Source organism: Streptomyces sp. NPDC087906, from assembly GCF_055584925.1.
Genome location: NZ_JBVJLC010000003.1, coordinates 941,253 through 962,576 on the forward strand (window position 1 = coordinate 941,253; position 21,324 = coordinate 962,576).

Below are 21,324 nucleotides of genomic sequence, written 5' to 3' on the forward strand. Positions count from 1 at the left end.
GGACTGCTGCTACATCTCGGCCCGATAGAAGATCTTTCCATCGCGGCGCTCGGCACCGAGCATCGCGTAGAACGCCAGGGCCGGCGGGTTGTCGGCGTCGGCGGTCCACTCGATCCGGGTGCAGCCTGCCTCGGCTGCGGCTGCCTTGAGCGCCGTCATGAACGTCCGCGCGACACCGCGGCGACGCGCACCCTCGCGGACATAAAGCTCCTTGAGATACAGCGAGGTGTCGGCGCCGGCGGCTGGCCAGAGACGCGAGTAGGAGGCGAGGCCCAGGACCTCGTCGCCGTCGCGAGCCAAGAGCACAGTGGCCACGGGCCGGGCGGAGAAGAGTGCGGCACGGATCTGCGTCATGTCCCCGGGGGTCGGCCGGCCGCCGTAGTACTCCTCGATCTCGCCGAGGATTTCTGAGATGACTTCAGCGTCTGCCTCGGTCGCCGGGCGGATCTCCACCACTGCTGTCCCTCTCGCCGGGGGGCAGCGCGAGAATCTCGCGCAGCACCCGCACCTCTGACACCGCACGTGCCTCCGGCACCGTAGCCGCCACTTCGTGAGCGCGGTAGACGATCAGTGAGGATCGGTGCCAGGGCGGCAGGGCGACGATGGCTGCCGTGGCGTGCTGAGCGGCGGCCGCCGGGTCGCCAACAAGAGCAAGGCACATGGCCTGGTCGAGGGCGATGAGCGTGCGGTCGGTGCGATCAGTCGCCGGGTACAACTCCAGGGCTCGGGCGTGCTGGTCGCGCGCCCCCGGGACGTCTTCGAGATGTGTGAACGCGTTCCCACTGTGGAACCGGAACTGGGACTCTGAGTAGCCGAACGCTGACTCCGTCCGGCTTTCCAGGGGCAGGCGCCCGAGTGCTACCTCGGCTTCGGCGAGTGCCCTGCGTGTGTCGTCAGCTTGGCCGATACGGGCGTGGGCTCGCGCTTCCAGAGGTGCCGCCAGGGCGGGCCCGACGCAGGGCAGTCCGCCGGCGAGATGCTGGGCTCGTACAGCCAGCTCGACCGCGCCCCGCAAGTCGCCCTCGTAGTAGAGCTGGTACGCCTCCTGCGCGTATACCCAGCTCTGCGTCGCCCGGTCGTCCGCCGCTGCTGCGGCCGCTCGGCCGGTGCGCCACCATCCTCGCGCCCTGTCGTCTCCGAGCTTCAGCAAAGTAAGTGCCGTGAGTCCCGCCATCTGGGCTGTGGCCATCAGCAACTGTTTCCGGACCGACGCCGAGTGCCGGTGTGTCAGGAGGAGGCGGAGGTCGATGAAGTCGCCGAGCAGTTCCGGCAAGGAAGTCGGCCTCCGCTCGGTACCGCGTGGCCCGACCGTGCCTCGCGACGGTGTACTCCCACTCCTCAAGGCCGGCTTCGGACATGGGGCCTGCGACAAAAGCCTCGTGGAGGCCGCGCTGGAGGGCGTCCGCTTGCTCAAGCGGTGACTGCCCAGGGGGGACGTCCGCGAGGGCGATCAGCTCGCCGTCGGCGTCCAGGGCGTGGTCAATGGCGGCCGCGATCTGCGAGGTGGGCTTTCGCCGACTGTTCTCAAGGTCAGAAACGTAGCTCTTGCTGACGCTCGCGAGCTGCGCGACGTCCCGGACCGATCGATGTCCGCGGTGACGGCGAAGTGCCTGGGCGAAGGTCTCGTGCATGGATGCATTCCCCTGCTGTCCGCAGTGTCCGCAACGGTGCGGACACCTGCGGACACTCAGCTCCTGTGCATGACGGTCTGTGTCCGAAACGCTACTCGTGTGTGCCGGAGGCAGTCAGCTACAGGGAGAAGCCCGTGTCCACGAAAGCGCGAGTGACCGAGACAGCCGTCTTCCGCTGGCTGGCCTCGTCCCTCAGTGATCCCTCATCCGCCCTCCAGGATGCGTAGGACGCTGCTCTTCGTAGCCCGCCGACGATGGCCTCGTCGGCACCGACGCCGTTGAGCATGAGGATCGGCCGACGCAACACCCCACTGATTCTCGTCTCGGCCGCCCCACCCTGGACGGTCGACGGCCGAGACGGGGCCAGCCCTCACCTGAGGGAACGTCCACCAGAGAGGAATCGCATGACCACCGCGTTAGAGCATCCCGTGGGCACCACCGACCCGTCCACCCTCGTCAGCCCCTCGGTGATGGAACGGCTCGCTGCCCACATCACCAAGGACCACCCCGAAACGGACGCCCCGACCGCTCGCCGGATCATCGGCCAGACCGCGGCGTTCCTCGCCGCGGGAGCCCAGCTTCCCGGCTCGGCACTGGTACCGAGCAAGGCCGTCGACGTCGGCTGGCACACCTGGATCCTCCACACCGTCGACTACGCCGCATTCTGCGAGCGCATCGCCGGCCGGTTCATCCACCACGTGCCGACGCCGGACGGCGAAACCGTGACCGGCGGACATGAGGCTGCGCGAGGGCGCACACTCGCCGCCATCGCGGCCGCTGGGTACACGATCGACCTGGAGCTGTGGCCCGAGGCCGCAGTCGGCGGCAGTTGTTCGCAGTGCCATGCCGGGTGCACAGACAGCCCCAACGGCTGCAAGAAGAAGGGGTGACAGAACCGCCCCACCTGTACGACACTCCAGCCGTCCGGCTTCACCGCTGGGCGGCTGGCCCGATCGAGCGGAAAGAAACACGTGGCAGACACGGCCTGGGACACCTACGCACGGCAGAAGCCCGACCGGCGCCCTCTGAACGCGGCGGGCGCCGCGACTTGGTTCAACTGGACGCAGTACCCGGATCACGGGCCCGGCGCGGAAGCTCTCGGAATCGGCGCGGGCGACAGCGTGCTGGATCTCGGGTGTGGCAAGGGCGGAAATCTCGCTCACGTTGTCGAGGTCGGCGCCCGCGCGGTTGGCGTCGACGTGTCTCTCGCCCAACTGAAGGCGGCGGAGGCCCGGTGGGCCGACACCGGCATGACGCTTCACCGCGGTAATGCGGCCGAGTTTCTCGCTGACGGCGACGAGTCCTTCGACGCGATCTACTCGGTGTTCGGCGCCGTCTGGTTCAGCGACCCGGCTGTGCTGCTGCCGGCGATCCGGAAACGCCTTCACCCGGGCGGCGTGCTCGCCTTCTCCCAGCGTCCTCCGGTTGAGGGCTGCTACGGCTGCCAGGCGTCCTACATCACCCGGTCCGAGGACGAAGACCCACTCGTCGTGAAGCGCTGGGACTACGAGCCGGAGCAGTGGCTGGAGATTTTGCGGGAGCATGGATTCGCCGCGGCGGCGGCCCGGGTCCTGCCCGCACCGCCGGGGCCGAGGAAGATCGGCACGCTGATCGTCACAGCCCGTCGGTAGGAGCCGTACTGACCGGGCCGTCTTCGCGCTTGCGCACGAAGAAGAGGTTCCCGCCCTGGTCAGAGGCCCCGCAAGGCCCCGACCTGCTCAGGCGCTCTCCGCCTGGAACATCCACGCGTGCTTCTCCAGGTCCGCCGTCACCTGGATCAGGATGTCCTGCGTCACCGGGTCCGGTTCGTCCGTCGACTGGACCCTCTCGCGCATGCGGGTGATCACCGCGCCGAGGCCGTCCACCAAGGTGCGTACCGCGTCCTCGTCCTTGATCCAGCCGTCCGCTACCGGGGCGATGGCGCTCTGGGACGCTACCGTCGCGGCCCTGCCGTCCGGGGTTACGCCTATTGCCGCCGCTCGTTCGGCGACCGTGTCGGAGTGGCCGCGGGCCGTTGTCACCACCTCGTCGAGCTGGAGGTGTACGGAGCGGAAGCGGGGGCCCACGATGTTCCAGTGGACCTGTTTGGCGATCAGGGAGAGGTCGATCAGGTCCACAAGGGCACCCTGGAGCGCCTCCCCGACCAGCTTGAGGTCTTCCTCGGGCAGCGCGCTCTTCACCACAGACATGTGGTCCTCCTGGTCACGTGGATTACGGCGGCGATCGGATCGCACGCCTTCTCCACCATGACACAATGCCCTAAATCGGGCATTCAGGGACGAAGAAAGCCCCGGCCGGTACCTCGTACCGACCAGGGCCTCTCCCAAACCTCTCGGGACGGCTCGCCGCCATCAGGCCGCGGCGACGCCCACCGCCTCTTTCGGCGTCTTGATCGTCACCCGCTCCGTCGGCACCCCGGCCACCGACGTCACAGGGACAGAATTGAGCATTGGGCGTACTGGCGCAGGCACCGGCTCGTTCGCCGCTGCCGACGCTGCCAGCTCGGCCAACGACAGTTCGTCGCTCACTTCTCGCATGAGCTCGGACATCCGTACGTCAAGCGCGTCGCAGATCGCGGAGAGCAGTTCGGAGGATGCCTCCTTCTGCCCCCGCTCCACCTCGGAGAGATAGCCGAGTGAGACCCGGGCGGACGAGGAGACTTCGCGCAGAGTACGGCCCTGGCGCTGGCGCTGCCGACGCAGCACGTCACCCAGCAGGCGACGGAGCAGAATCATCGGTGGCTCCCTCCTCGGACCGCGTAGCCGCATCCTTCACGCCCCACCGTACCGCCTCGCGCCGCGGCCGTGCGGGGAGCGATGTCGTGTTCACTCAGGGCTGCAAACATCAATTCCCCCCGTTCTGTTCCGTATCCTGTGCCCGCCCGTTCCCCATGGGTTCGTCGGCGAGCAGTGCGAGAACGCTCCGTACACTCTCCTTACGGATTTCCGTCCGGCTGCCGTTCAACCGCAATGCGGCCACTTTCCCGTCGCCCTCCGGGCCCACGACCGCCACGTAAACGGTCCCCACGGGCTGACCGTCCTGCGGATCCGGTCCCGCGACCCCGGTGGTCGCCGCTCCCCAGTCCGCCCGCAGTGCGCCGCGTACCCCGGCCGCCATCTGCCGGGCCACCTCGGGGTCCACAGCTCCGCGCTCGTCCAGAAGGGTCCCGTCCACGCCCAGGACGTCCCGCTTCAGATCCGTCGCATAGGCCGTCACGGACCCGCGGAAGGTCCGGGAGGCTCCGGGGACCGATGTCAGCTCCGCGGCCAGCAGACCGCCCGTGAGGGACTCGGCGACCGCCAGCGTGCCGCCGCGCCCGTCCAGCAGCGCCAGCACCCGCGCCGCCCCGGTCAGCTCCCCGGCGGTGCTCATTGCTTCGTTTCCGGCGTCCTGGTGGGCTCCACGGTGCCGGCCGAGGCCGCCGCACGCTCCCTCGCCAGCCCCTGGCGCCGCAGCACCACCGCCTGGCGCACATAGTCCAGCCCGGTCACCACGGTCAGCACGACAGCGATCACCATCACCCAGAACCGCAGCGTCGCCAGCGGCCCGGTCAGCGCCAGTACGTACATCCCGACGGCCGTCCCCTGGGCCAGCGTCTTCATCTTGCCGCCCCGGCTCGCCGGGATCACCGCGTGTCTGATCACCCAGAACCGCATCAGCGTGATACCCAGCTCGCGGAAGAGGATGACACCCGTCACCCACCACGGCAGATCACCCAGCGACGACAGGCACACCAGCGCCGCGCCCATGATCGCCTTGTCCGCGATCGGGTCGGCGATCTTGCCGAAGTCCGTGACGAGGTTGTACGTACGGGCCAGATGACCGTCGAAGATGTCGGTGATCATGGCGACGGCGAACGCCGCCCACGCCCAGGCCCGCCAGACCGGGTCGTACCCGCCGTCCTGGAGCATCAGCACCACGAAGCCCGGCACGAGCAGCAGCCGCACCATGGTCAGGATGTTCGCGATGTTCCACAGGCTTGCCTGGACGAGCGCCGGAGCACCCCGCTTGGCGTCGGGCGCCGGCTTCGCGCCGGTACCGCCCGCCGCGGACGCCGGGACTCCGGTCATCTGGCCGCCTCCTCACCCGGGGTCCGGAGGACTTCCTCCGGAAGGTCGTCGTAGTCGGCCACGTACTCCGCCACCAGGTCGACGCCCTCGGTGCCGACCACCTTCGCCTCGACCATACGGCCGGGACGCAGACCTTCGCGTGACGTGAACAGCACCTGGCCGTCCGTCTCCGGGGCCTGGTGCGCCGCCCTGCCGACCGCCACAGCCTCCTCGCCGTCCTCGGAGTACGCCGACGAGTACGCCGACGAGCCCTCCGAGGAGTCGTCAGCGCCCGTGGACTCGACGAGCACCACCAGGGCCTCGCCCAGCCGCTCCTCGGCCCGCTGCGAGGTCAGCTCCTCCGCCAGCCGCGACAGGTGCGACAGCCGCTCGGCGACGAGGTCGGGGTCGAGCTTGTTCTCGTACGTCGCCGCTTCCGTACCGTCCTCGTCCGAGTAGCCGAAGACGCCGATCGCGTCGAGCCGCGCGTGGGTGAGGAAGCGTTCCAGCTCGGCGAAGTCGGCCTCGCTCTCGCCCGGGAAGCCGACGATGAAGTTGGAGCGCACCCCGGCCTGCGGCGCCTTGCCCCTGATGGTCGCCAGCAGGTCCAGGAAGCGGTCGGTGTCGCCGAAGCGCCGCATGGAGCGCAGCACCGAAGCCGACGAGTGCTGGAACGACAGGTCGAAGTACGGCGCCACCTTCGGCGTCGACGTGAGGACGTCGATCAGCCCCGGGCGCATCTCGGCGGGCTGCAGATAGCTGACCCGGATCCGCTCGATGCCGTCGACGGCCGCCAGCTCGGGCAGCAGCGTCTCCAGCAGCCGGATGTCGCCGAGGTCCTTGCCGTACGAGGTGTTGTTCTCGGAGACGAGCATGACCTCCTTGACGCCCTGCTCGGCGAGCCAGCGGGTCTCGGTCAGCACGTCGCTGGGCCGGCGGGAGATGAAGGACCCGCGGAACGAGGGGATGGCGCAGAAGGTGCAGCGGCGGTCGCAGCCCGAGGCGAGCTTCACCGAGGCGACGGGGCTGCGGTCCAGCCGGCGGCGCAGCGGCGCACGCGGTCCTGAGGCGGGGGCGACGCCGTCCGGCAGATCGGCGGGGGCGACGGTCTCCAACCGGTCGGCCAGGAGGTCGCCGTGGCCCGGGAGGGCGACGCCGCCCGCGTCCTGCCGCTGCGCCGGGCTGAGCGGCAGCAGCTTGCGGCGGTCGCGGGGGGTGTGCGAGGCGTGGATGCCGCCGTTCAGGATGGTCTGCAGCCGGTCGGAGATGTCGGCGTAGTCGTCGAAGCCGAGCACGCCGTCCGCCTCGGGCAGCGATTCGGCGAGTTCCTTGCCGTACCGCTCGGCCATGCAGCCGACGGCGACGACGGCCTGGGTTCTGCCGTGATCCTTGAGATCGTTGGCTTCCAGCAGGGCGTCGACGGAGTCCTTCTTGGCGGCCTCGACGAATCCACAGGTGTTGACGACGGCGACGTCCGCGTCGGAGGCGTCCTGGACGAGCTCCCAGCCGTCCGCTGCCAAGCGGCCTGCAAGCTCCTCCGAGTCCACCTCGTTACGGGCGCAGCCAAGAGTGACAAGGGCGACGGTACGGCGTTCGGGCATGGGCGCAAGACTACTTTGTCCTGGCCCTGCCCTTGCCGTGCAGGGTTGCCCGGGTGGCCGGGCGGTGGCCGGGGCCGCCGCGCGGCCCGGTCTCCGTCAGCCCGCCTCGGGGTCGCCCTGCGTGTACGAGAGCCGCTCGACCTGGCCGGACTCGAACTCGTCCGAGACCTTCTTGCCGTTGACGAACAGCTCTATGGCGCCGGCGTTCCCGAGGATGAGATTGACCTTCTCGTCGTCCTGGAAGGTCTTGGACTCACCCTTGGGGAGGATGCCGTCGAACAGCAGCTTGCCGTTGTGCGCCTTGGCCGAGATCCAGCTCTTGGCGTCGACGGCGGTCAGTTTCACCGTGACCTTGTCGCGCGGGGCTGCCGCGATGGCGCTGTCCGAAGGGGCGGGCTTGGGGTCGGCCGTCTTCGTCGGGCTGGCCTTGACCGACGACTTGTCGGGCTTGGGTCCCTCGGCCGCTGACTTCGAAGCGTCGCTGTCGTCGGAGCCGTTGAACGCGGTGAATCCGACGAAGCCGACCACGGCGACGATCGCCGCGACCATGGCCGCCGTCCAGTTCGGCCGGCGCCGCTCGGGGCGGATGCGCTCCGCCTCGAACATCGGCGCCGCCGGTGTGGGCGCGGGACGACCGCCGTGTTCGGCGTCGAACCGCTCGATGAGCGGATCGGGGTCGATCCCCGCCTGCTGGGCGAGCATCCGGATGTGGCCGCGCGCGTAGACGTCGCCGCCGCTGCGCGAGAAGTCGTCCTGCTCGATCGCGTGCACGATGGGGATGCGCACCCGGGTGGAGGCACTGACCTCGTCGACCGTCAGATTCGCTGCGACGCGCGCCTGCTGGAGGGTCTGGCCGATGGAGGGCCGGTTGTCTTCGGTCGAAGGCGGTTCTTCTGTCGAAGGCGTTTCTTCTTCTGGGGATTTGCCGTCGGGTGATTTGCCGATGGACACGGGGGCGCCTTTCGAGCGTGTAGCCACCTGCTGGACGTTCAGTCTATGGGTGGTACGAAAGGGTGGGGCAAGCGGAGCATCAGGTTTGTACGCCATCAGAATGGCCGGACGGCTCGGCGGAGGGTCAGGACATGATCCCTCTGTCCAACTTGACGCCCGACCAAGGGAAACGGTTGCCCGCGGAGGGTAGTCCGGTCCCCTCTTATTCAGCCTTCCCCCGGATCACGTCGAGCACCCCGTCCAATTCATCCGCCTTCACCAGGACATCGCGGGCTTTGGATCCCTCGCTCGGCCCGACGATGTTCCGCGACTCCATCAGGTCCATCAGCCGGCCGGCCTTCGCGAAGCCGACGCGCAGCTTGCGCTGGAGCATCGAGGTGGAGCCGAACTGGGTGGAGACGACCAGTTCGGCCGCCTGGCAGAGCAGGTCGAGGTCGTCGCCGATGTCCTCGTCGATCTCCTTCTTCTTGGCCGTGCCGACCACCACGTCCTCGCGGAAGACGGGCGCCATCTGGTCCTTGCAGTGCTGGACGACGGCCGCGACCTCGGCCTCGGTGACGAAGGCGCCCTGCATCCGGACGGGTTTGTTGGCGCCCATCGGCAGGAACAGTCCGTCACCCTTTCCGATGAGCTTTTCGGCGCCCGGCTGGTCGAGGATGACCCGGCTGTCGGCGAGCGAGGAGGTGGCGAAGGCGAGCCGTGAGGGCACGTTCGCCTTGATCAGTCCGGTCACGACGTCGACCGAGGGGCGCTGGGTGGCGAGCACCAGATGGATACCGGCGGCGCGGGCCAACTGGGTGATACGGACGATGGAGTCCTCGACGTCGCGCGGCGCGACCATCATCAGGTCGGCCAGCTCGTCCACGATCACCAGCAGGTACGGGTACGGCGACAGCTCGCGCTCGCTGCCCTCGGGCAGCTTGATCTTGCCCTGCCGGACGGCCTGGTTGAAGTCGTCGATGTGGCGGTAGCCGTACGCGGCGAGGTCGTCGTAGCGCAGGTCCATCTCGCGTACGACCCATTGCAGCGCCTCGGCCGCCCGCTTGGGGTTGGTGATGATCGGTGTGATCAGGTGCGGGATGCCCTCGTACGCGGTCAGCTCCACGCGCTTGGGGTCGACCAGCACCATCCGGACGTCCTCCGGGGTCGCCCTTATCATCACGGACGTGATCAGGCAGTTGATGCAGGACGACTTGCCGGAGCCGGTCGCGCCGGCCACCAGGACGTGCGGCATCTTGGCGAGGTTGGCCATCTCGTAGCCGCCTTCGACGTTCTTGCCGAGGGCGACGAGCATCGGGTGGTCGTCCTCGGCCGCCGCCGCGAGCCGCAGCACGTCGCCCAGGTTGACCATCTCGCGGTCGGAGTTGGGGATCTCGATGCCGACGGCCGACTTGCCGGGGATCGGCGAGATGATCCGCACGTCGGGGCTGGCCACGGCGTACGCGATGTTCTTGGCGAGCGCGGTGATGCGCTCGACCTTCACGGCGGGGCCGAGCTGGACCTCGTAGCGGGTGACCGTCGGGCCGCGGGTGAAGCCGGTGACCTTCGCGTCGACCTTGAACTCGCGGAAGACGTTGGTCAGCGAGTCGACGACCGCGTCGTTGGCGGCGCTGCGGGTCTTGCCGGGGCCGCCGCGCTCCAGGAGGTCGAGCGACGGCAGGGAGTAGGTGATGTCTCCCGCGAGCTGCAACTGCTCGGCCCTGGGCGGCAGCGGCCGGTCCTCCTCGGGGGGCGTGGGCTTCGTCAGATCGGCCACGGCCCCCGCGGGGGTGCCCCGCCGCTCAGACTCGCGCCCCGAGTCCCGCCCCGACTCCCGCCCCGACTCGCGCGCGGAGGGCACCGGTACGGAGTGCTCGCGCGACGTCTCGTCGCCGCTCTCATCGGAGGCCGGGTCCGCCTGGTCGTCGGGCTGCTTGCGCATCCGGTCGACGCCCTGGGTGAGTCCGGCGACGACAGGCGAGGGCGGCAGCCCGTTGAGTACGGCGCCGTCCAGCGCAGCGGCGGCGGCGGCCGCCACGTCCACGGCGTCCATGGGCCGGCCGAAGCCGGCCTGCGCCGCGGGTCTGCGCGGCGGCCTGCGCCGGTGGGAGAGCGCCTCGGCCTCGGCCTGTTCGCGCTCGTCCTCGGGGTCGAACCGCTCGGCGCGTGGTGCCCGGCGGCGGCCCGCAGGGCGCCGCTCGTCGTCGGGCAGCGCCTCGCGCCACTGGTCCTCGTACCGTTCGTCGTCGCTGTCGTGGTCCGCCAGGTCGGCGGGGGGCTCGATGAGCCGCAGCTTGGACGCGAGGAGCCGCAGCCGCTGCGGGATGGCGTTGACGGGGGTGGCGGTGACGACGAGCAGTCCGAAGGCGGTGACGAGCAGCAGCAGCGGTACGGCGAGGACGTCGCCCACGGTGAAGATCAGCGGCTTGGAGACGCCCCAGCCGATGAGGCCGCCCGCGTCCTGCATGGCCTCGGTCCCCTGCCCGCGCCCTGGGGCGCCGCAGGCGATGTGGACGAGCCCGAGCACTCCGAGGACCAGCGCCGAGAGGCCGATGACGATGCGTCCGTTGGCCTCGGGCTTCTCGGGATACAGGATCAGCCGTACGGCGACGGCGCCCAGCAGTATCGGTACGAGCAGGTCGAGCCGGCCGAAGGCGCCGGTGATGAGCATCTCGACCAGGTCGCCGACGGGGCCCTGCAGATTCGACCAGGTGCCGGCCGCGACGACCAGCGCGATTCCCAGCAGCAACAGGGCGACGCCGTCCTTGCGGTGGGCCGGGTCGAGGCCCTTCGCGCCGCGCCCTATGCCCCGGAACATCGCGCCCACGCCGTGCGCGGCACCGAGCCATACGGCGCGGACGAGCCGGTACACGCCGTTCGTCGGCGACGGGGCGGGCCTGGGCGCCGGTTTGGCCGCTGCCTTCTTCGCCGGCGCCTTGCCCGCGGAGGCTTTGCCCGCCGGCGCCTTCTTCGCGGGCGCGGATTTGCCCGGCGCCGCCTTCTTGCCGGGAGCCGCCTTCTGCGGGGCGCCAGTTGTACGCCCGGCGCGCGGCTTCGCGGTGCCCTGGGAACCCTTGCCGGACGTACGTGAGGCCATGATGCTGAGGTTACCGGTGTGGGCGGTCGCGGACACGTGTGCGCCCCGCTTCACCCGTTCGTGTCGCCCCCGTCCGGCCGGGATCTGACGGTCCGGCCGGGAACTGACGGTCAGTTCTGGGAGGGAAGCGACGCCGGGCCGCCACCGCTGCCGGGTTCCAGGGCGTCAAGCGCCCGGCGCAGCCCGGTGAGTTTGCGCTCCAGATGGGCGGCGGTCGCCACCGCCGACGCGTCCGCAGAATCGTCGTCGAGCTGCTTGGACAGGGCCTCGGCCTGCTCCTCAACTGCCGCGAGCCGCGCGGACAGTTCGGCCAGCAGCCCGGCGGGCTCCTTCGCCTCGCCCGCTCCGGCCAGTTGCAGCCTGAGCAGTTCGGCCTGCTCCTTGAGCTGGCAGTTCTTCATGTACAGCTCGACGAAGACCGAGACCTTGGCGCGCAGTACCCACGGGTCGAACGGCTTCGAGATGTAGTCCACCGCACCCGCCGCGTATCCCCGGAAGGTGTGGTGCGGGCCGTGGTTGATGGCCGTGAGAAAGATGATGGGGATGTCGCGCGTACGCTCCCGGCGCTTGATGTGCGCCGCCGTCTCGAAGCCGTCCATTCCCGGCATCTGGACATCCAGCAGAATGACCGCGAAGTCGTCCGTCAGAAGCGCTTTGAGCGCCTCTTCCCCTGACGATGCCCGCACCAGCGTCTGATCGAGCGCAGAGAGGATCGCCTCCAGCGCCAGCAGATTCTCCGGCCGGTCATCGACCAGGAGGATCTTGGCCTTCTGCACCATGGCCACCCGCCCTCCTCGCCCCGGCATGGGGCGTCCCCTGTCGGCAGTACCCCTGCTGTTGCCGGGCGTCGCCCCTGGAGACGGCTCCCTTACGCCGTCCGTCCTTGTGCCGGTCATGGTAGCCGCACCCCGCCTGTCGCCACACCCTGTCACCGTGATGTCACTGTGCACGAAGCAAAAACGTAGCGGGGGACCAGAACGTTCCCCGCACACGCCGCCTCACACCCGGCCGACCGCAGCCAACCGGCCCGTCACGATGAATCGTGCACCCTGCGGCTACTTCCCCCGCATCCACCCCTCCATCACCGACAGCAGATAGTCGGGATCGACCGGCTTCGTCACGTAATCGGAGGCTCCCGCCTCCAGTGCTTTCTCCCGGTCGCCCTTCATCGCCTTCGCGGTGAGCGCGATGATCGGCAGCTCGGCGAACTGCGGCATCCTGCGGATCGCCGACGTCGTCGCGTACCCGTCCATTTCCGGCATCATGATGTCCATCAGTACGACCGTCACATCGTCGTGCTGCTCCAGGACTTCGATGCCCTCGCGGCCGTTCTCCGCGTACAGCACGGAGAGGCCGTGCTGCTCCAGCACGCTCGTCAGCGCGAAGACGTTCCGCACGTCGTCGTCGACGATCAGCACCTTCTCCGCCGAGAACGAGTACGTACGACGCTCCTGCGGCGCCTCCTGGGAGCCCTGATCACCTTCCCCGTTGACCCAGCTCGCCGGTGCGCCCCCGGAGCCGTCAGCGACCACCGAGGACGGCTGGGCGGCCTGCTCCGGCGCGGGACCCTGCTCGACCGCGGCCGAACTCTTACGCCGGCGCCGGAACAGCGCGGCGGGACCCGGCGGCAGCTCGGCCGGCGTCGACGCCTGGAGCTGCGCGTGCCCGCCCATCTCCGCGTCGGAGGCGCGCACCTGCGGATCGACCAGACCGCCCGGCGAGAGCTGCGGATAGCCCTGCGGCGGCAGCTCGCTGGGGTGCAGCGGCAGGTACAGCGTGAACGTCGAGCCGCGGCCCGGCTCGCTCGCCGCGTGGATCTCCCCGCCGAGCAGCCGCGCGATCTCGCGGCTGATCGACAGGCCGAGCCCCGTACCGCCGTACTTGCGGCTCGTCGTGCCGTCCGCCTGCTTGAACGCCTCGAAGATCACCCGCATCTTGCTCGCCGCGATACCGATCCCGGTGTCCGTGACCGAGAAGGCGATCAGATCGCCGTCCGCCTCGCGCAGCGACCGCGCTTCGAGCATCTGCTCCCTGATCGCGTTCGGCACGTCGGCGCCCGCCGGCCTGATCACCAGCTCCACCGCGCCGCCGTCGGTGAACTTCACCGCGTTCGACAGGAGGTTGCGCAGCACCTGGAGCAGCCGCTGCTCGTCGGTGTGCAGCGTGGCGGGCAGCTCCGGCGACACCCGTACGGAGAAGTCGAGCCCCTTCTCCGCGGTCAGCGGCCGGAAGGTCGCCTCCACGTAGTCGACGAGCTGGACCAGCGCGATACGGGTCGGACTGACGTCCATCTTGCCCGCCTCGACCTTCGACAGGTCCAGGATGTCGTTGATGAGCTGGAGCAGATCGGAGCCCGCGCCGTGGATCGTCTCGGCGAACTCCACCTGCTTCGGGGAGAGATTCGACTCGGCGTTGTCAGCGAGCAGCTTCGCCAGGATCAGCAGCGAGTTGAGCGGCGTCCGCAGCTCGTGCGACATGTTCGCCAGGAACTCCGACTTGTACCGCATCGAGACGGCCAACTGCTCGGCGCGCTCCTCCAGGACCTGCCTGGCCTCCTCGATCTCGGTGTTCTTCACCTCGATGTCGCGGTTCTGCCTGGCCAGCAGCTCGGCCTTCTCCTCCAGTTCGGCGTTGGACGCCTGGAGGGCCTTCTGCCGGTTCTCCAACTCGGCCGACCGCTCGCGGAGTTGCTCCGTCAGCTCCTGCGACTGCTTCAGCAGCACCTCCGTCTTGGAGTTGACGCTGATGGTGTTGACGCTCGTCGCGATCATCTCGGCGATCTGGCTCAGGAAGTCCCGCTGGATCTGCGTGAACGGCTGGAAAGAGGCCAGCTCGATCACACCGAGGACCTTGCCCTCGAACAGCACCGGCAGCACGATCACATGCGCCGGCGACGCCTCGCCGAGCCCGGACGAGATCTTCAGATAGCCCGGCGGCACATTGAGCTGGATCGTCCGCTTCTCCTCGGCCGCCGTCCCGATCAGGGTCTCGCCCGGCCGGAAGGACGTCGGCATCGAACCGGCCGAGTAGCCGTAACTCCCGCGCATGCACAGCTCGTACGAACCGTCCCTGCTGACCTCCCTGCCCAGCTCGGGCAGGGTGCCCGTCTGCATGGCGAGGAAGAAGGCGCCGTGCTGCGCCGAGACGACCGGGGTCAGCTCGCTCATGATGAGCGACGCCACGTCGTCGAGGTCGCGGCGGCCCTGCATCAGCCCGGAGATACGGGCGAGGTTGCCCTTGAGCCAGTCCTGCTCCTCGTTGGCGAGGGTGGTGTCGCGGAGGTTGGCGATCATCGTGTTGATGTTGTCCTGGAGGACCTGGATCTCGCCCGCCGCGTCCACGTCGATCTTGAGATTCAGATCGCCGCGGGTCACCGCCGTGGCGACGGCCGCGATGGCGCGGACCTGCCGGGTCAGGTTCCCGGCCATCTCGTTCACCGACTCGGTGAGGTCACGCCACGTGCCGTCGACGTCCCGCACCCGGGCCTGGCCGCCCAGCATTCCGTCGGTGCCCACCTCGCGGGCCACCCGGGTCACCTGGTCGGCGAACGACGAGAGCTGGTCGACCATGGTGTTGATGGTGTTCTTCAGTTCCAGGATCTCGCCGCGGGCGTCGATGTCGATCTTCTTGGTGAGATCGCCCTTGGCGATGGCGGTGGTGACCGTGGCGATCTGCCGCACCTGCCCGGTCAGGTTGGACGCCATCGAGTTCACCGACTCGGTCAGGTCCTTCCACGTACCGGAGACGCCCGGCACCCGGGCCTGACCGCCCAGTTCGCCCTCGGTGCCCACCTCGCGGGCCACCCGGGTCACCTCGTCGGCGAACGACGACAGCGTCGTCACCATGATGTTGACCGTGTCGGCGAGTTCGGCGACCTCACCGCGCGCCTCGACCGTCACCTTCTTCGTCAGATCACCGTTGGCGACCGCCGAGGAGACCCGCGAGATGTTCCGCACCTGACTGGTCAGGTTGTTGGCCATCGTGTTGACGTTGTCGCTGAGGTCCTTCCAGATACCGGTGACCCCGCGCACCCGCGCCTGACCGCCGAGGATGCCTTCCGTACCCACCTCGCGGGCGACGCGCGTCACCTCGTCGGCGAAGTTGGACAGTTGGTCCACCATCGTGTTGACGGTGGTCACCAGGTCGAGGATCTCGCCCTTGGCATCGACGGTGATCTTCTTCGACAGATCGCCCTTGGCGACGGCCGTCGTGACCTCCGCGATATTGCGGACCTGCGACGTCAGGTTGTTCGCCATGAAGTTGACGGACTGGGTGAGGTCCTTCCACGTACCGGACACGCCCTGCACCTCGGCCTGGCCGCCCAGCATCCCCTCGGTGCCCACCTCCCGGGCCACCCGGGTCACCTGCTCGGCGAAGTTGGACAGTTGGTCCACCATCGTGTTGAGCGTGTTCTTCAGCTCCAGGATCTCGCCCCGGGCGTCCACGTCGATCTTCTGCGACAGATCACCCCGCGCGACCGCCGTCGCGACCTGCGCGATGTTGCGGACCTGCGAGGTCAGATTCCCCGCCATCCCGTTCACCGAGTCGGTCAGATCGCGCCAGACACCGGCGACACCCGGCACCTGCGCCTGACCGCCCAGCCGGCCGTCCGTACCGACCTCGCGGGCCACCCGTGTGACCTGGTCGGCGAAGGCGGAGAGCTGGTCGACCATCGTGTTGATGGTGTTCTTCAGCTCCAGGATCTCGCCCCGGGCGTCCACATCGATCTTCTGCGACAGATCACCCCGCGCGACCGCCGTCGTCACCTGCGCGATCTGCCGCACCTGGTCCGTGAGGTTCCCCGCCATGAAGTTGACGGAGTCGGTCAGCTCCTTCCAGGTGCCGGAGACGCCGTCCACCCGCGCCTGACCGCCCAGCATGCCCTCGGTGCCCACCTCGCGGGCCATCCGGGTCACCTGCTCGGCGAACGACGAGAGCTGCGCCACCATCGTGTTGACGGTGTTCTTCAGCTCCAGCATCTCGCCGGCCACATTGACCGTGACCTTCTGCGACAGATCGCCGTTCGCGACCGCCGTCGTCACCTGCGCGATGTCCCGCACCTGGCCGGTGAGGTTACGGAACGCCGTGTTCACCGAGTCGGTGAGGTCCTTCCACGTACCCGCGGCGCCCGGCACCTCGGCCTGGCCGCCGAGCTGCCCCTCGACGCCGACCTCCCGCGCCACGCGCGTGACCTCGGAACCGAACGAGTTGAGCTGGCCCACCATCGTGTTGACGGTGTTCTTCAGCTCCAGCATCTCGCCCGCGACATCGACGGTGACCTTCTGCGACAGGTCGCCGTTGGCGACCGCCGTCGTCACCTGCGCGATGTCCCGCACCTGATTGGTCAGATTGCCGAAGACCGTGTTGACCGAGTCCGTCAGGTCCTTCCACGTCCCCGCAGCGCCCGGCACCTGCGCCTGGCCGCCCAGCACACCCTCGGCCCCGACCTCGTTCGCCACGCGCGTCACCTCGTCGGCGAACGTACGGAGCGTCTCGGTCATCTGGTTGATCGTCTCGGCGAGCTGCGCCACCTCACCGCGCGCGCTCACCGTCACCTTCTGCGACAGATCGCCGTTCGCGACCGCCGTCGTGACCTCGGCGATGCCGCGCACCTGGTTGGTCAGGTTGCCGGCCATCGTGTTCACCGAGTCGGTGAGGTCCTTCCAGACCCCGGCCACCCCCGGCACGGTCGCCTGGCCGCCCAGCTCCCCCTCGGTGCCCACCTCGCGGGCGACCCGGGTCACCTCCGACGAGAACGACGAGAGCTGGTCCACCATCGTGTTGACGGTGTTCTTGAGCTGCAGCATCTCGCCGGCCACATGGACCGTGACCTTGCGCGACAGATCACCCTTGGCGACGGCCGTCGTGACGAGAGCAATGTCACGCACCTGGGCCGTCAGCCGGTACGCCATCGTGTTGACCGAATCCGTGAGGTCCTTCCACGAACCGGACATACCACGCACCTTGGCCTGGCCGCCGAGTTTGCCCTCGGTACCGACCTCCAGCGCCACCCGGGTGACCTCGTCGGTGAACGCCGACAACTGGTCGACCAGGTTGTTGACGGTACGGGCCACCTTCAGGAACTCGCCCCGCAGCGGCCGCTCCGCACCCTCGGCCGAATGCGAACGCAGCTCCATCCGCTGCTCCAGATCGCCCTCGGCGACCGCGGAGAGCACCCGGCCCACCTCGGACACGGGCCGCGCCAGATCGTCCACCAACGCGTTCGACGCGTCGATGGCGGTGGCCCAGGACCCCTCGCAGGCCCCCGTCTCCAGCCGCTCGGTGAGCTTTCCCTCCCGGCCCACCATGCGACGCACCCGGGCCAGCTCGCCGGTGAGATGAAGATTACGATCGGCTACCTCGTTGAAGACGGCGGCGATCTCCGCCATCACGTCGTCGCCCGACACGGTCAGCCGCTTGCGGAAATTGCCGTCCCGCATCGCCACCAGGGCCGTCAGCAGTCTGTTCAGGGCAGCGGCATCCACCTCGGCCGTCCCATTGTTCCGGGACCGTCCGCCTTTCGTACGCGTGTGACCGCCACGCGTCTCCACGCCAGACTCCACCGTGTCCCTCCCGCAGGGGTTGACCGTACTGCCCGGACTCTCTCCGGAAGCCTGCCCAGTGTTTCACCCTGGCCGAACCAGGCGATAACAGTTCGGCAGCTTCGCATAGCGTCCCCACCCCAATAGGGCGGAAACAGTGCTGACCGGCATCCGCCAGGACAGCGAAGGTAAGTAACCTGGCATCCGGCTGTCCAAACCGTCCCGGTCCGCCCGGCGGGGACGGAGCGGCAAAGGTACTACCGACGGGCATGTGAAGGGGCGGGGCCGATTCATGGCAGAGCCGGGTGTCGAAACGCGTACGAGGAGTTCTGTGATCACCGCGCGGGCCGCCGCCACGTTCGACCCCGAAGGGCGCTCCGTCGCGACTGCCCGCGCCTTCGTCCGGGACACCCTCCAGGGCTGGGGCTACTCCGACGTCGTCGACGACGCCGTGGTCCTGACCAGCGAACTCGTCACCAATGCCGTCATCCATGCCGGAACCTCCGCCGACGTGCTCTGCCTGCGTACCGAGGACGGCGTCCGCGTCGAGGTCGCCGACCGCTACCCCGAGCGCGAGATCCCCATCCAGGGGACCGGCCGCCAGTTCGGCAATCCCGACAGCGAGAACGGCCGCGGACTGCTGCTCTGCGCCGCCCTCGCCTCACGCTGGGGCGTGGAGTACACCCCCACCAAGAAGCAGGTGTGGTTCCAGCTCGACATGCCCGACCGCCCGGTCGGCACGCGCTCGGCGGGACCCGCCCTCCCCACCAGTCTGCTCCCCGTCGCCGACGAACGGGTCCGCGTCGCCGTCGTCCAGGTCGACCCGGCGGGCGCCGTGGCGAACTGGAACGACGACGCCGCACACCTCTTCGGGTACGCGACCGACCAGGTCACCGGCAAACCCTTCACCGACTTCGCGGCCTGGCCGCACACCCCCGGCATCGGCATGGGCATCGCCGAAGCCCTCCAGCTCTCCCGCTGGGAAGGCAGCTACGGCATCCGCTGCGCCGACGGCCGCGTCATCCCCGTCTACGCCGCCCACCTGCGCGTACGCGACACCGAAGGCGAGCCGTCCACGGTGTGCCTGCTGGTACGCGACTACGAGCGCGCCGTCATCCAGACCCCGCCGCGCGCCCCCTCCACCGACGGCGCGGAGCACCGGGCCGCCGACCCCTTCGAGGTCTTCATCGGCTCCCCCGCCCCCGAAGACCTCGACGGCCTCCTCCAGCGGACCGTGGAACGCGCCCGCGACATGCTCGACGGCGACTCCGCCTTCCTGCTGCTCGCCACGGACGACGAGACCGAACTCGAAGTGCGCGCCACGACAGGACTGCCCTCCGCCCGTCAGCGCTTCGCACGCGTCCCCGTGGAGGCCAGTACGGGACGCTACGGCTCGGCGCGCATGCCGGCCGTCCACGACGACCTCACGGCCGTCCCCGGCGCCGTACCGCTCCTGAGTGAGACCGGCATGCGCTCCGTCGTCACCGTCCCGCTCAAGGTCGAAGGCCGGCTCACCGGCTCCCTCGGGGTCGCGGCCGAAGGCTCGGCACGCTTCTCCAACGAAGCCGCACTGCGCCTGCAGTTCGCCGCCGACCGCATCGCCCTGGCCGTCGAATCGGCCCGCCTCGGCGAACTGGAACGCCTGCGCCGAGGCTCCCTGTCCTTCCTCGTCGAAGCATCCGACCTGCTCGCCGGCACCCTGGACCGCAACCAGACCCTGGCCCTGATGGCACAGATGACGGTCCCGACCCTGGCCACCTGGTGCGCGGTCTACACGATCGCCGACCAGTCGTCGGACCCCACCCTCTCCTTCGTGCTGCACGAGGACGAGGAGCGCATCGACGGCCTCAAGGCCCTGCTGTCGAAGATCAGCCCACCCGAACCCGTCCCCACCCCCGGCGCCCGCATCTGGACGGCGCCCTCCGACGCCGCACACCAGTCGGCGCTGCGGACCTCCATGCGGGAGCTGGGCGGCGACGCGGCCCTCACCGGCTCGGGCATCGGCCCGTCGCTGGCCACGGCCGCGGCGGTGGGCGGCGAGACCGTGGTACTGCCCCTGGTCGCCCGCAACCGCGTCATCGGCCTGCTCACCCTGGGCAAGCCCTCCGACGACCACTTCCGCCAGGAGATCCTGGAACTCGCCGAAGACCTCTCCCGCCGTGCGGCGCTCGCCCTCGACAACGCCCGCCTCTACTCGGAGCGCACGGCCATCAGCCAGTCCTTGCAGCGCAGCCTGCTGCCGCCGGGGCTCCCGCAGATCCCGGGCGTCGAGGTCGAGGTCATCTACCGCGCGGCCGGCGAAGGCAACGAGGTCGGCGGCGACTTCTACGACCTGTTCCCGATCAGGGACGGCGCCTACGGCTTCGCCATCGGCGACGTCTGCGGTACGGGCCCGGAGGCGGCGGCCGTCACCGGCCTCGCCCGGCACGCCCTGCGCCTGCTGGCGAGGGAGGGCTTCAGCGGCCCCGCTGTACTGGAGCGCCTGAACGCGGCGATCCTCGACGAAGGCGACCGCAGCCGCTTCCTCACCCTGCTCTACGGCGAGTTGTGGCCGCAGGAGGACGGCAGCGCCAACCTGAAGGTGGTCTGCGCCGGCCACCCGCTCCCCCTGCGGCTCCGTCAGGACGGCACGGTCGAAGCGGCAGCCGAACCGCAGCCGCTGCTCGGCGTGATGGAAGACCTGGAGCTGTACGAGCAGATGATCACGCTCGACCCAGGAGACGTCCTGCTGTGCGTCACTGACGGCGTGACAGAACGCAGGGAAGGCACGCGCATGCTCGGCGACGACGGCCTGGCGGACGTCCTGACGACCTGTACGGGACTGACGGCGGGCGCGGTCGCCTCCCGCATCCTGCGCGCGGTGGAACGGTTCGCCGCGGAACCGGCGTCGGACGACATGGCCATCCTGACGATGCGTATCCCGGAGCCGCAGCCCAACTAGCAGGCCCAACCAGCAGAAAGGCCCCCGCCGATGGCGGGGGCCTTTCTGCTGAGCTGAGCCCCAATGCGGAATCGAACCGCAGACCTTCTCCTTACCATGGAGACGCTCTACCGACTGAGCTATTGGGGCGCGACAACAGGCAGAAGCATACCTGATGTTGGGCGGGCTCAGAAACCCCACGGGCCTGCCTTGAACGGCCGGTGAACGCAGAAAAGCCCCCGCACCGTGAGGTGCAGGGGCTTCCCTGTTCTTACCAAAGATTGTTCGGCGGCGTCCTACTCTCCCACAGGGTCCCCCCTGCAGTACCATCGGCGCAATGAGGCTTAGCTTCCGGGTTCGGAATGTAACCGGGCGTTTCCCTCACGCAATGACCACCGAAACACTATGAAGTTGAACCCAAACCGGATATGGACACGGCTGTTCGTTACTTCAGAACTAACACAGTGGACGCGAGCAACTGAGGACAAGCCCTCGGCCTATTAGTACCAGTCAGCTCCAACCGTTACCGGTCTTCCACATCTGGCCTATCAACC

At 69.1% G+C, this 21,324-nt stretch carries 14 protein-coding genes, 1 tRNA gene, 2 rRNA genes and 1 pseudogene; 3 read left to right on the forward strand and 15 right to left on the reverse strand.

Annotated elements, in window-relative coordinates:
• Positions 1–9 precede the first annotated feature (9 nt).
• From ACZ63I_RS13560 to ACZ63I_RS13570, 3 genes and pseudogenes are all read right to left on the reverse strand, one after another.
• Entirely contained in the window at positions 10–453 is a 444-nt protein-coding gene (locus tag ACZ63I_RS13560; RefSeq protein WP_469338294.1) for a GNAT family N-acetyltransferase, read from the reverse strand.
• Positions 419–1,273 (reverse strand): hypothetical protein, encoded by an 855-nt coding sequence (locus tag ACZ63I_RS13565; RefSeq protein ID WP_469338398.1) that lies wholly within the window; start codon positions 1,271–1,273, stop codon positions 419–421. Before ACZ63I_RS13565 ends, ACZ63I_RS13560 begins: the two co-directional genes overlap by 35 nt.
• Before the next feature lie 232 nt (positions 1,274–1,505).
• Positions 1,506–1,631, reverse strand: a pseudogene (locus ACZ63I_RS13570) (helix-turn-helix domain-containing protein); the annotation flags it as partial.
• A 404-nt stretch (positions 1,632–2,035) separates the two neighbouring features.
• Between ACZ63I_RS13570 and ACZ63I_RS13575 the strand changes: the two are divergent.
• Both ACZ63I_RS13575 and ACZ63I_RS13580 read left to right on the forward strand, forming a co-directional pair.
• Positions 2,036–2,521, forward strand: coding sequence for a glycine-rich domain-containing protein (locus tag ACZ63I_RS13575; RefSeq protein WP_469338295.1), 486 nt, complete (start codon positions 2,036–2,038; stop codon positions 2,519–2,521).
• Positions 2,522–2,602: 81 nt separating this feature from the next.
• The gene (locus ACZ63I_RS13580) at positions 2,603–3,262 is read left to right on the forward strand and encodes a class I SAM-dependent methyltransferase (RefSeq protein ID WP_469338297.1); all 660 of its coding nucleotides are present in this window, start codon (positions 2,603–2,605) and stop codon (positions 3,260–3,262) included.
• A gap of 87 nt (positions 3,263–3,349) precedes the next feature.
• On the opposite strand, the gene ACZ63I_RS13585 is transcribed toward ACZ63I_RS13580, so the two are convergent.
• The 9 genes from ACZ63I_RS13585 to ACZ63I_RS13625 form a co-directional block, all read right to left on the reverse strand.
• A complete protein-coding gene (locus tag ACZ63I_RS13585) occupies positions 3,350–3,820 on the reverse strand; it encodes a Dps family protein (RefSeq protein ID WP_469338299.1) in 471 nt (156 codons plus the stop codon).
• Positions 3,821–3,982: 162 nt separating this feature from the next.
• Positions 3,983–4,366 carry a helix-turn-helix domain-containing protein gene (locus ACZ63I_RS13590; protein ID WP_041983699.1) on the reverse strand — a complete coding sequence of 128 codons (384 nt, stop codon included), beginning with the start codon at positions 4,364–4,366 and terminating at the stop codon, positions 3,983–3,985.
• Positions 4,367–4,475: 109 nt separating this feature from the next.
• A complete protein-coding gene (locus ACZ63I_RS13595) occupies positions 4,476–4,985 on the reverse strand; it encodes a CinA family protein (protein ID WP_469338392.1) in 510 nt (169 codons plus the stop codon).
• Between the two features lie 14 nt (positions 4,986–4,999).
• Entirely contained in the window at positions 5,000–5,701 is a 702-nt protein-coding gene (pgsA, locus tag ACZ63I_RS13600; RefSeq protein WP_469338300.1) for a CDP-diacylglycerol--glycerol-3-phosphate 3-phosphatidyltransferase, read from the reverse strand.
• A complete protein-coding gene (rimO, locus tag ACZ63I_RS13605; protein WP_469338302.1) occupies positions 5,698–7,281 on the reverse strand; it encodes a 30S ribosomal protein S12 methylthiotransferase RimO in 1,584 nt (527 codons plus the stop codon). Before rimO ends, pgsA begins: the two co-directional genes overlap by 4 nt.
• A gap of 96 nt (positions 7,282–7,377) precedes the next feature.
• Positions 7,378–8,232 (reverse strand): helix-turn-helix domain-containing protein, encoded by an 855-nt coding sequence (locus tag ACZ63I_RS13610; protein WP_469338303.1) that lies wholly within the window; start codon positions 8,230–8,232, stop codon positions 7,378–7,380.
• A gap of 202 nt (positions 8,233–8,434) precedes the next feature.
• A complete protein-coding gene (locus ACZ63I_RS13615) occupies positions 8,435–11,308 on the reverse strand; it encodes an FtsK/SpoIIIE family DNA translocase (protein WP_469338304.1) in 2,874 nt (957 codons plus the stop codon).
• Between the two features lie 110 nt (positions 11,309–11,418).
• Positions 11,419–12,087 (reverse strand): response regulator, encoded by a 669-nt coding sequence (locus tag ACZ63I_RS13620; protein ID WP_469338394.1) that lies wholly within the window; start codon positions 12,085–12,087, stop codon positions 11,419–11,421.
• A gap of 276 nt (positions 12,088–12,363) precedes the next feature.
• The gene (locus ACZ63I_RS13625; RefSeq protein WP_469338306.1) at positions 12,364–17,871 is read right to left on the reverse strand and encodes a HAMP domain-containing protein; all 5,508 of its coding nucleotides are present in this window, start codon (positions 17,869–17,871) and stop codon (positions 12,364–12,366) included.
• A 271-nt stretch (positions 17,872–18,142) separates the two neighbouring features.
• Here ACZ63I_RS13625 and ACZ63I_RS13630 point away from each other — a divergent pair, with 271 nt between their 5' ends.
• Positions 18,143–20,791: a SpoIIE family protein phosphatase gene (locus ACZ63I_RS13630; protein WP_469338307.1), complete on the forward strand. Its 2,649-nt coding sequence runs from the start codon at positions 18,143–18,145 to the stop codon at positions 20,789–20,791.
• A 56-nt stretch (positions 20,792–20,847) separates the two neighbouring features.
• Here the strand turns inward: ACZ63I_RS13630 and ACZ63I_RS13635 are convergent.
• The 3 genes from ACZ63I_RS13635 to ACZ63I_RS13645 all read right to left on the reverse strand — a co-directional run.
• Positions 20,848–20,920: transfer RNA gene (locus tag ACZ63I_RS13635), tRNA-Thr, on the reverse strand.
• A gap of 133 nt (positions 20,921–21,053) precedes the next feature.
• Positions 21,054–21,170, reverse strand: a 5S ribosomal RNA gene (rrf, locus tag ACZ63I_RS13640).
• An 80-nt stretch (positions 21,171–21,250) separates the two neighbouring features.
• Positions 21,251–21,324 (reverse strand): 23S ribosomal RNA (locus ACZ63I_RS13645); the annotation flags it as partial.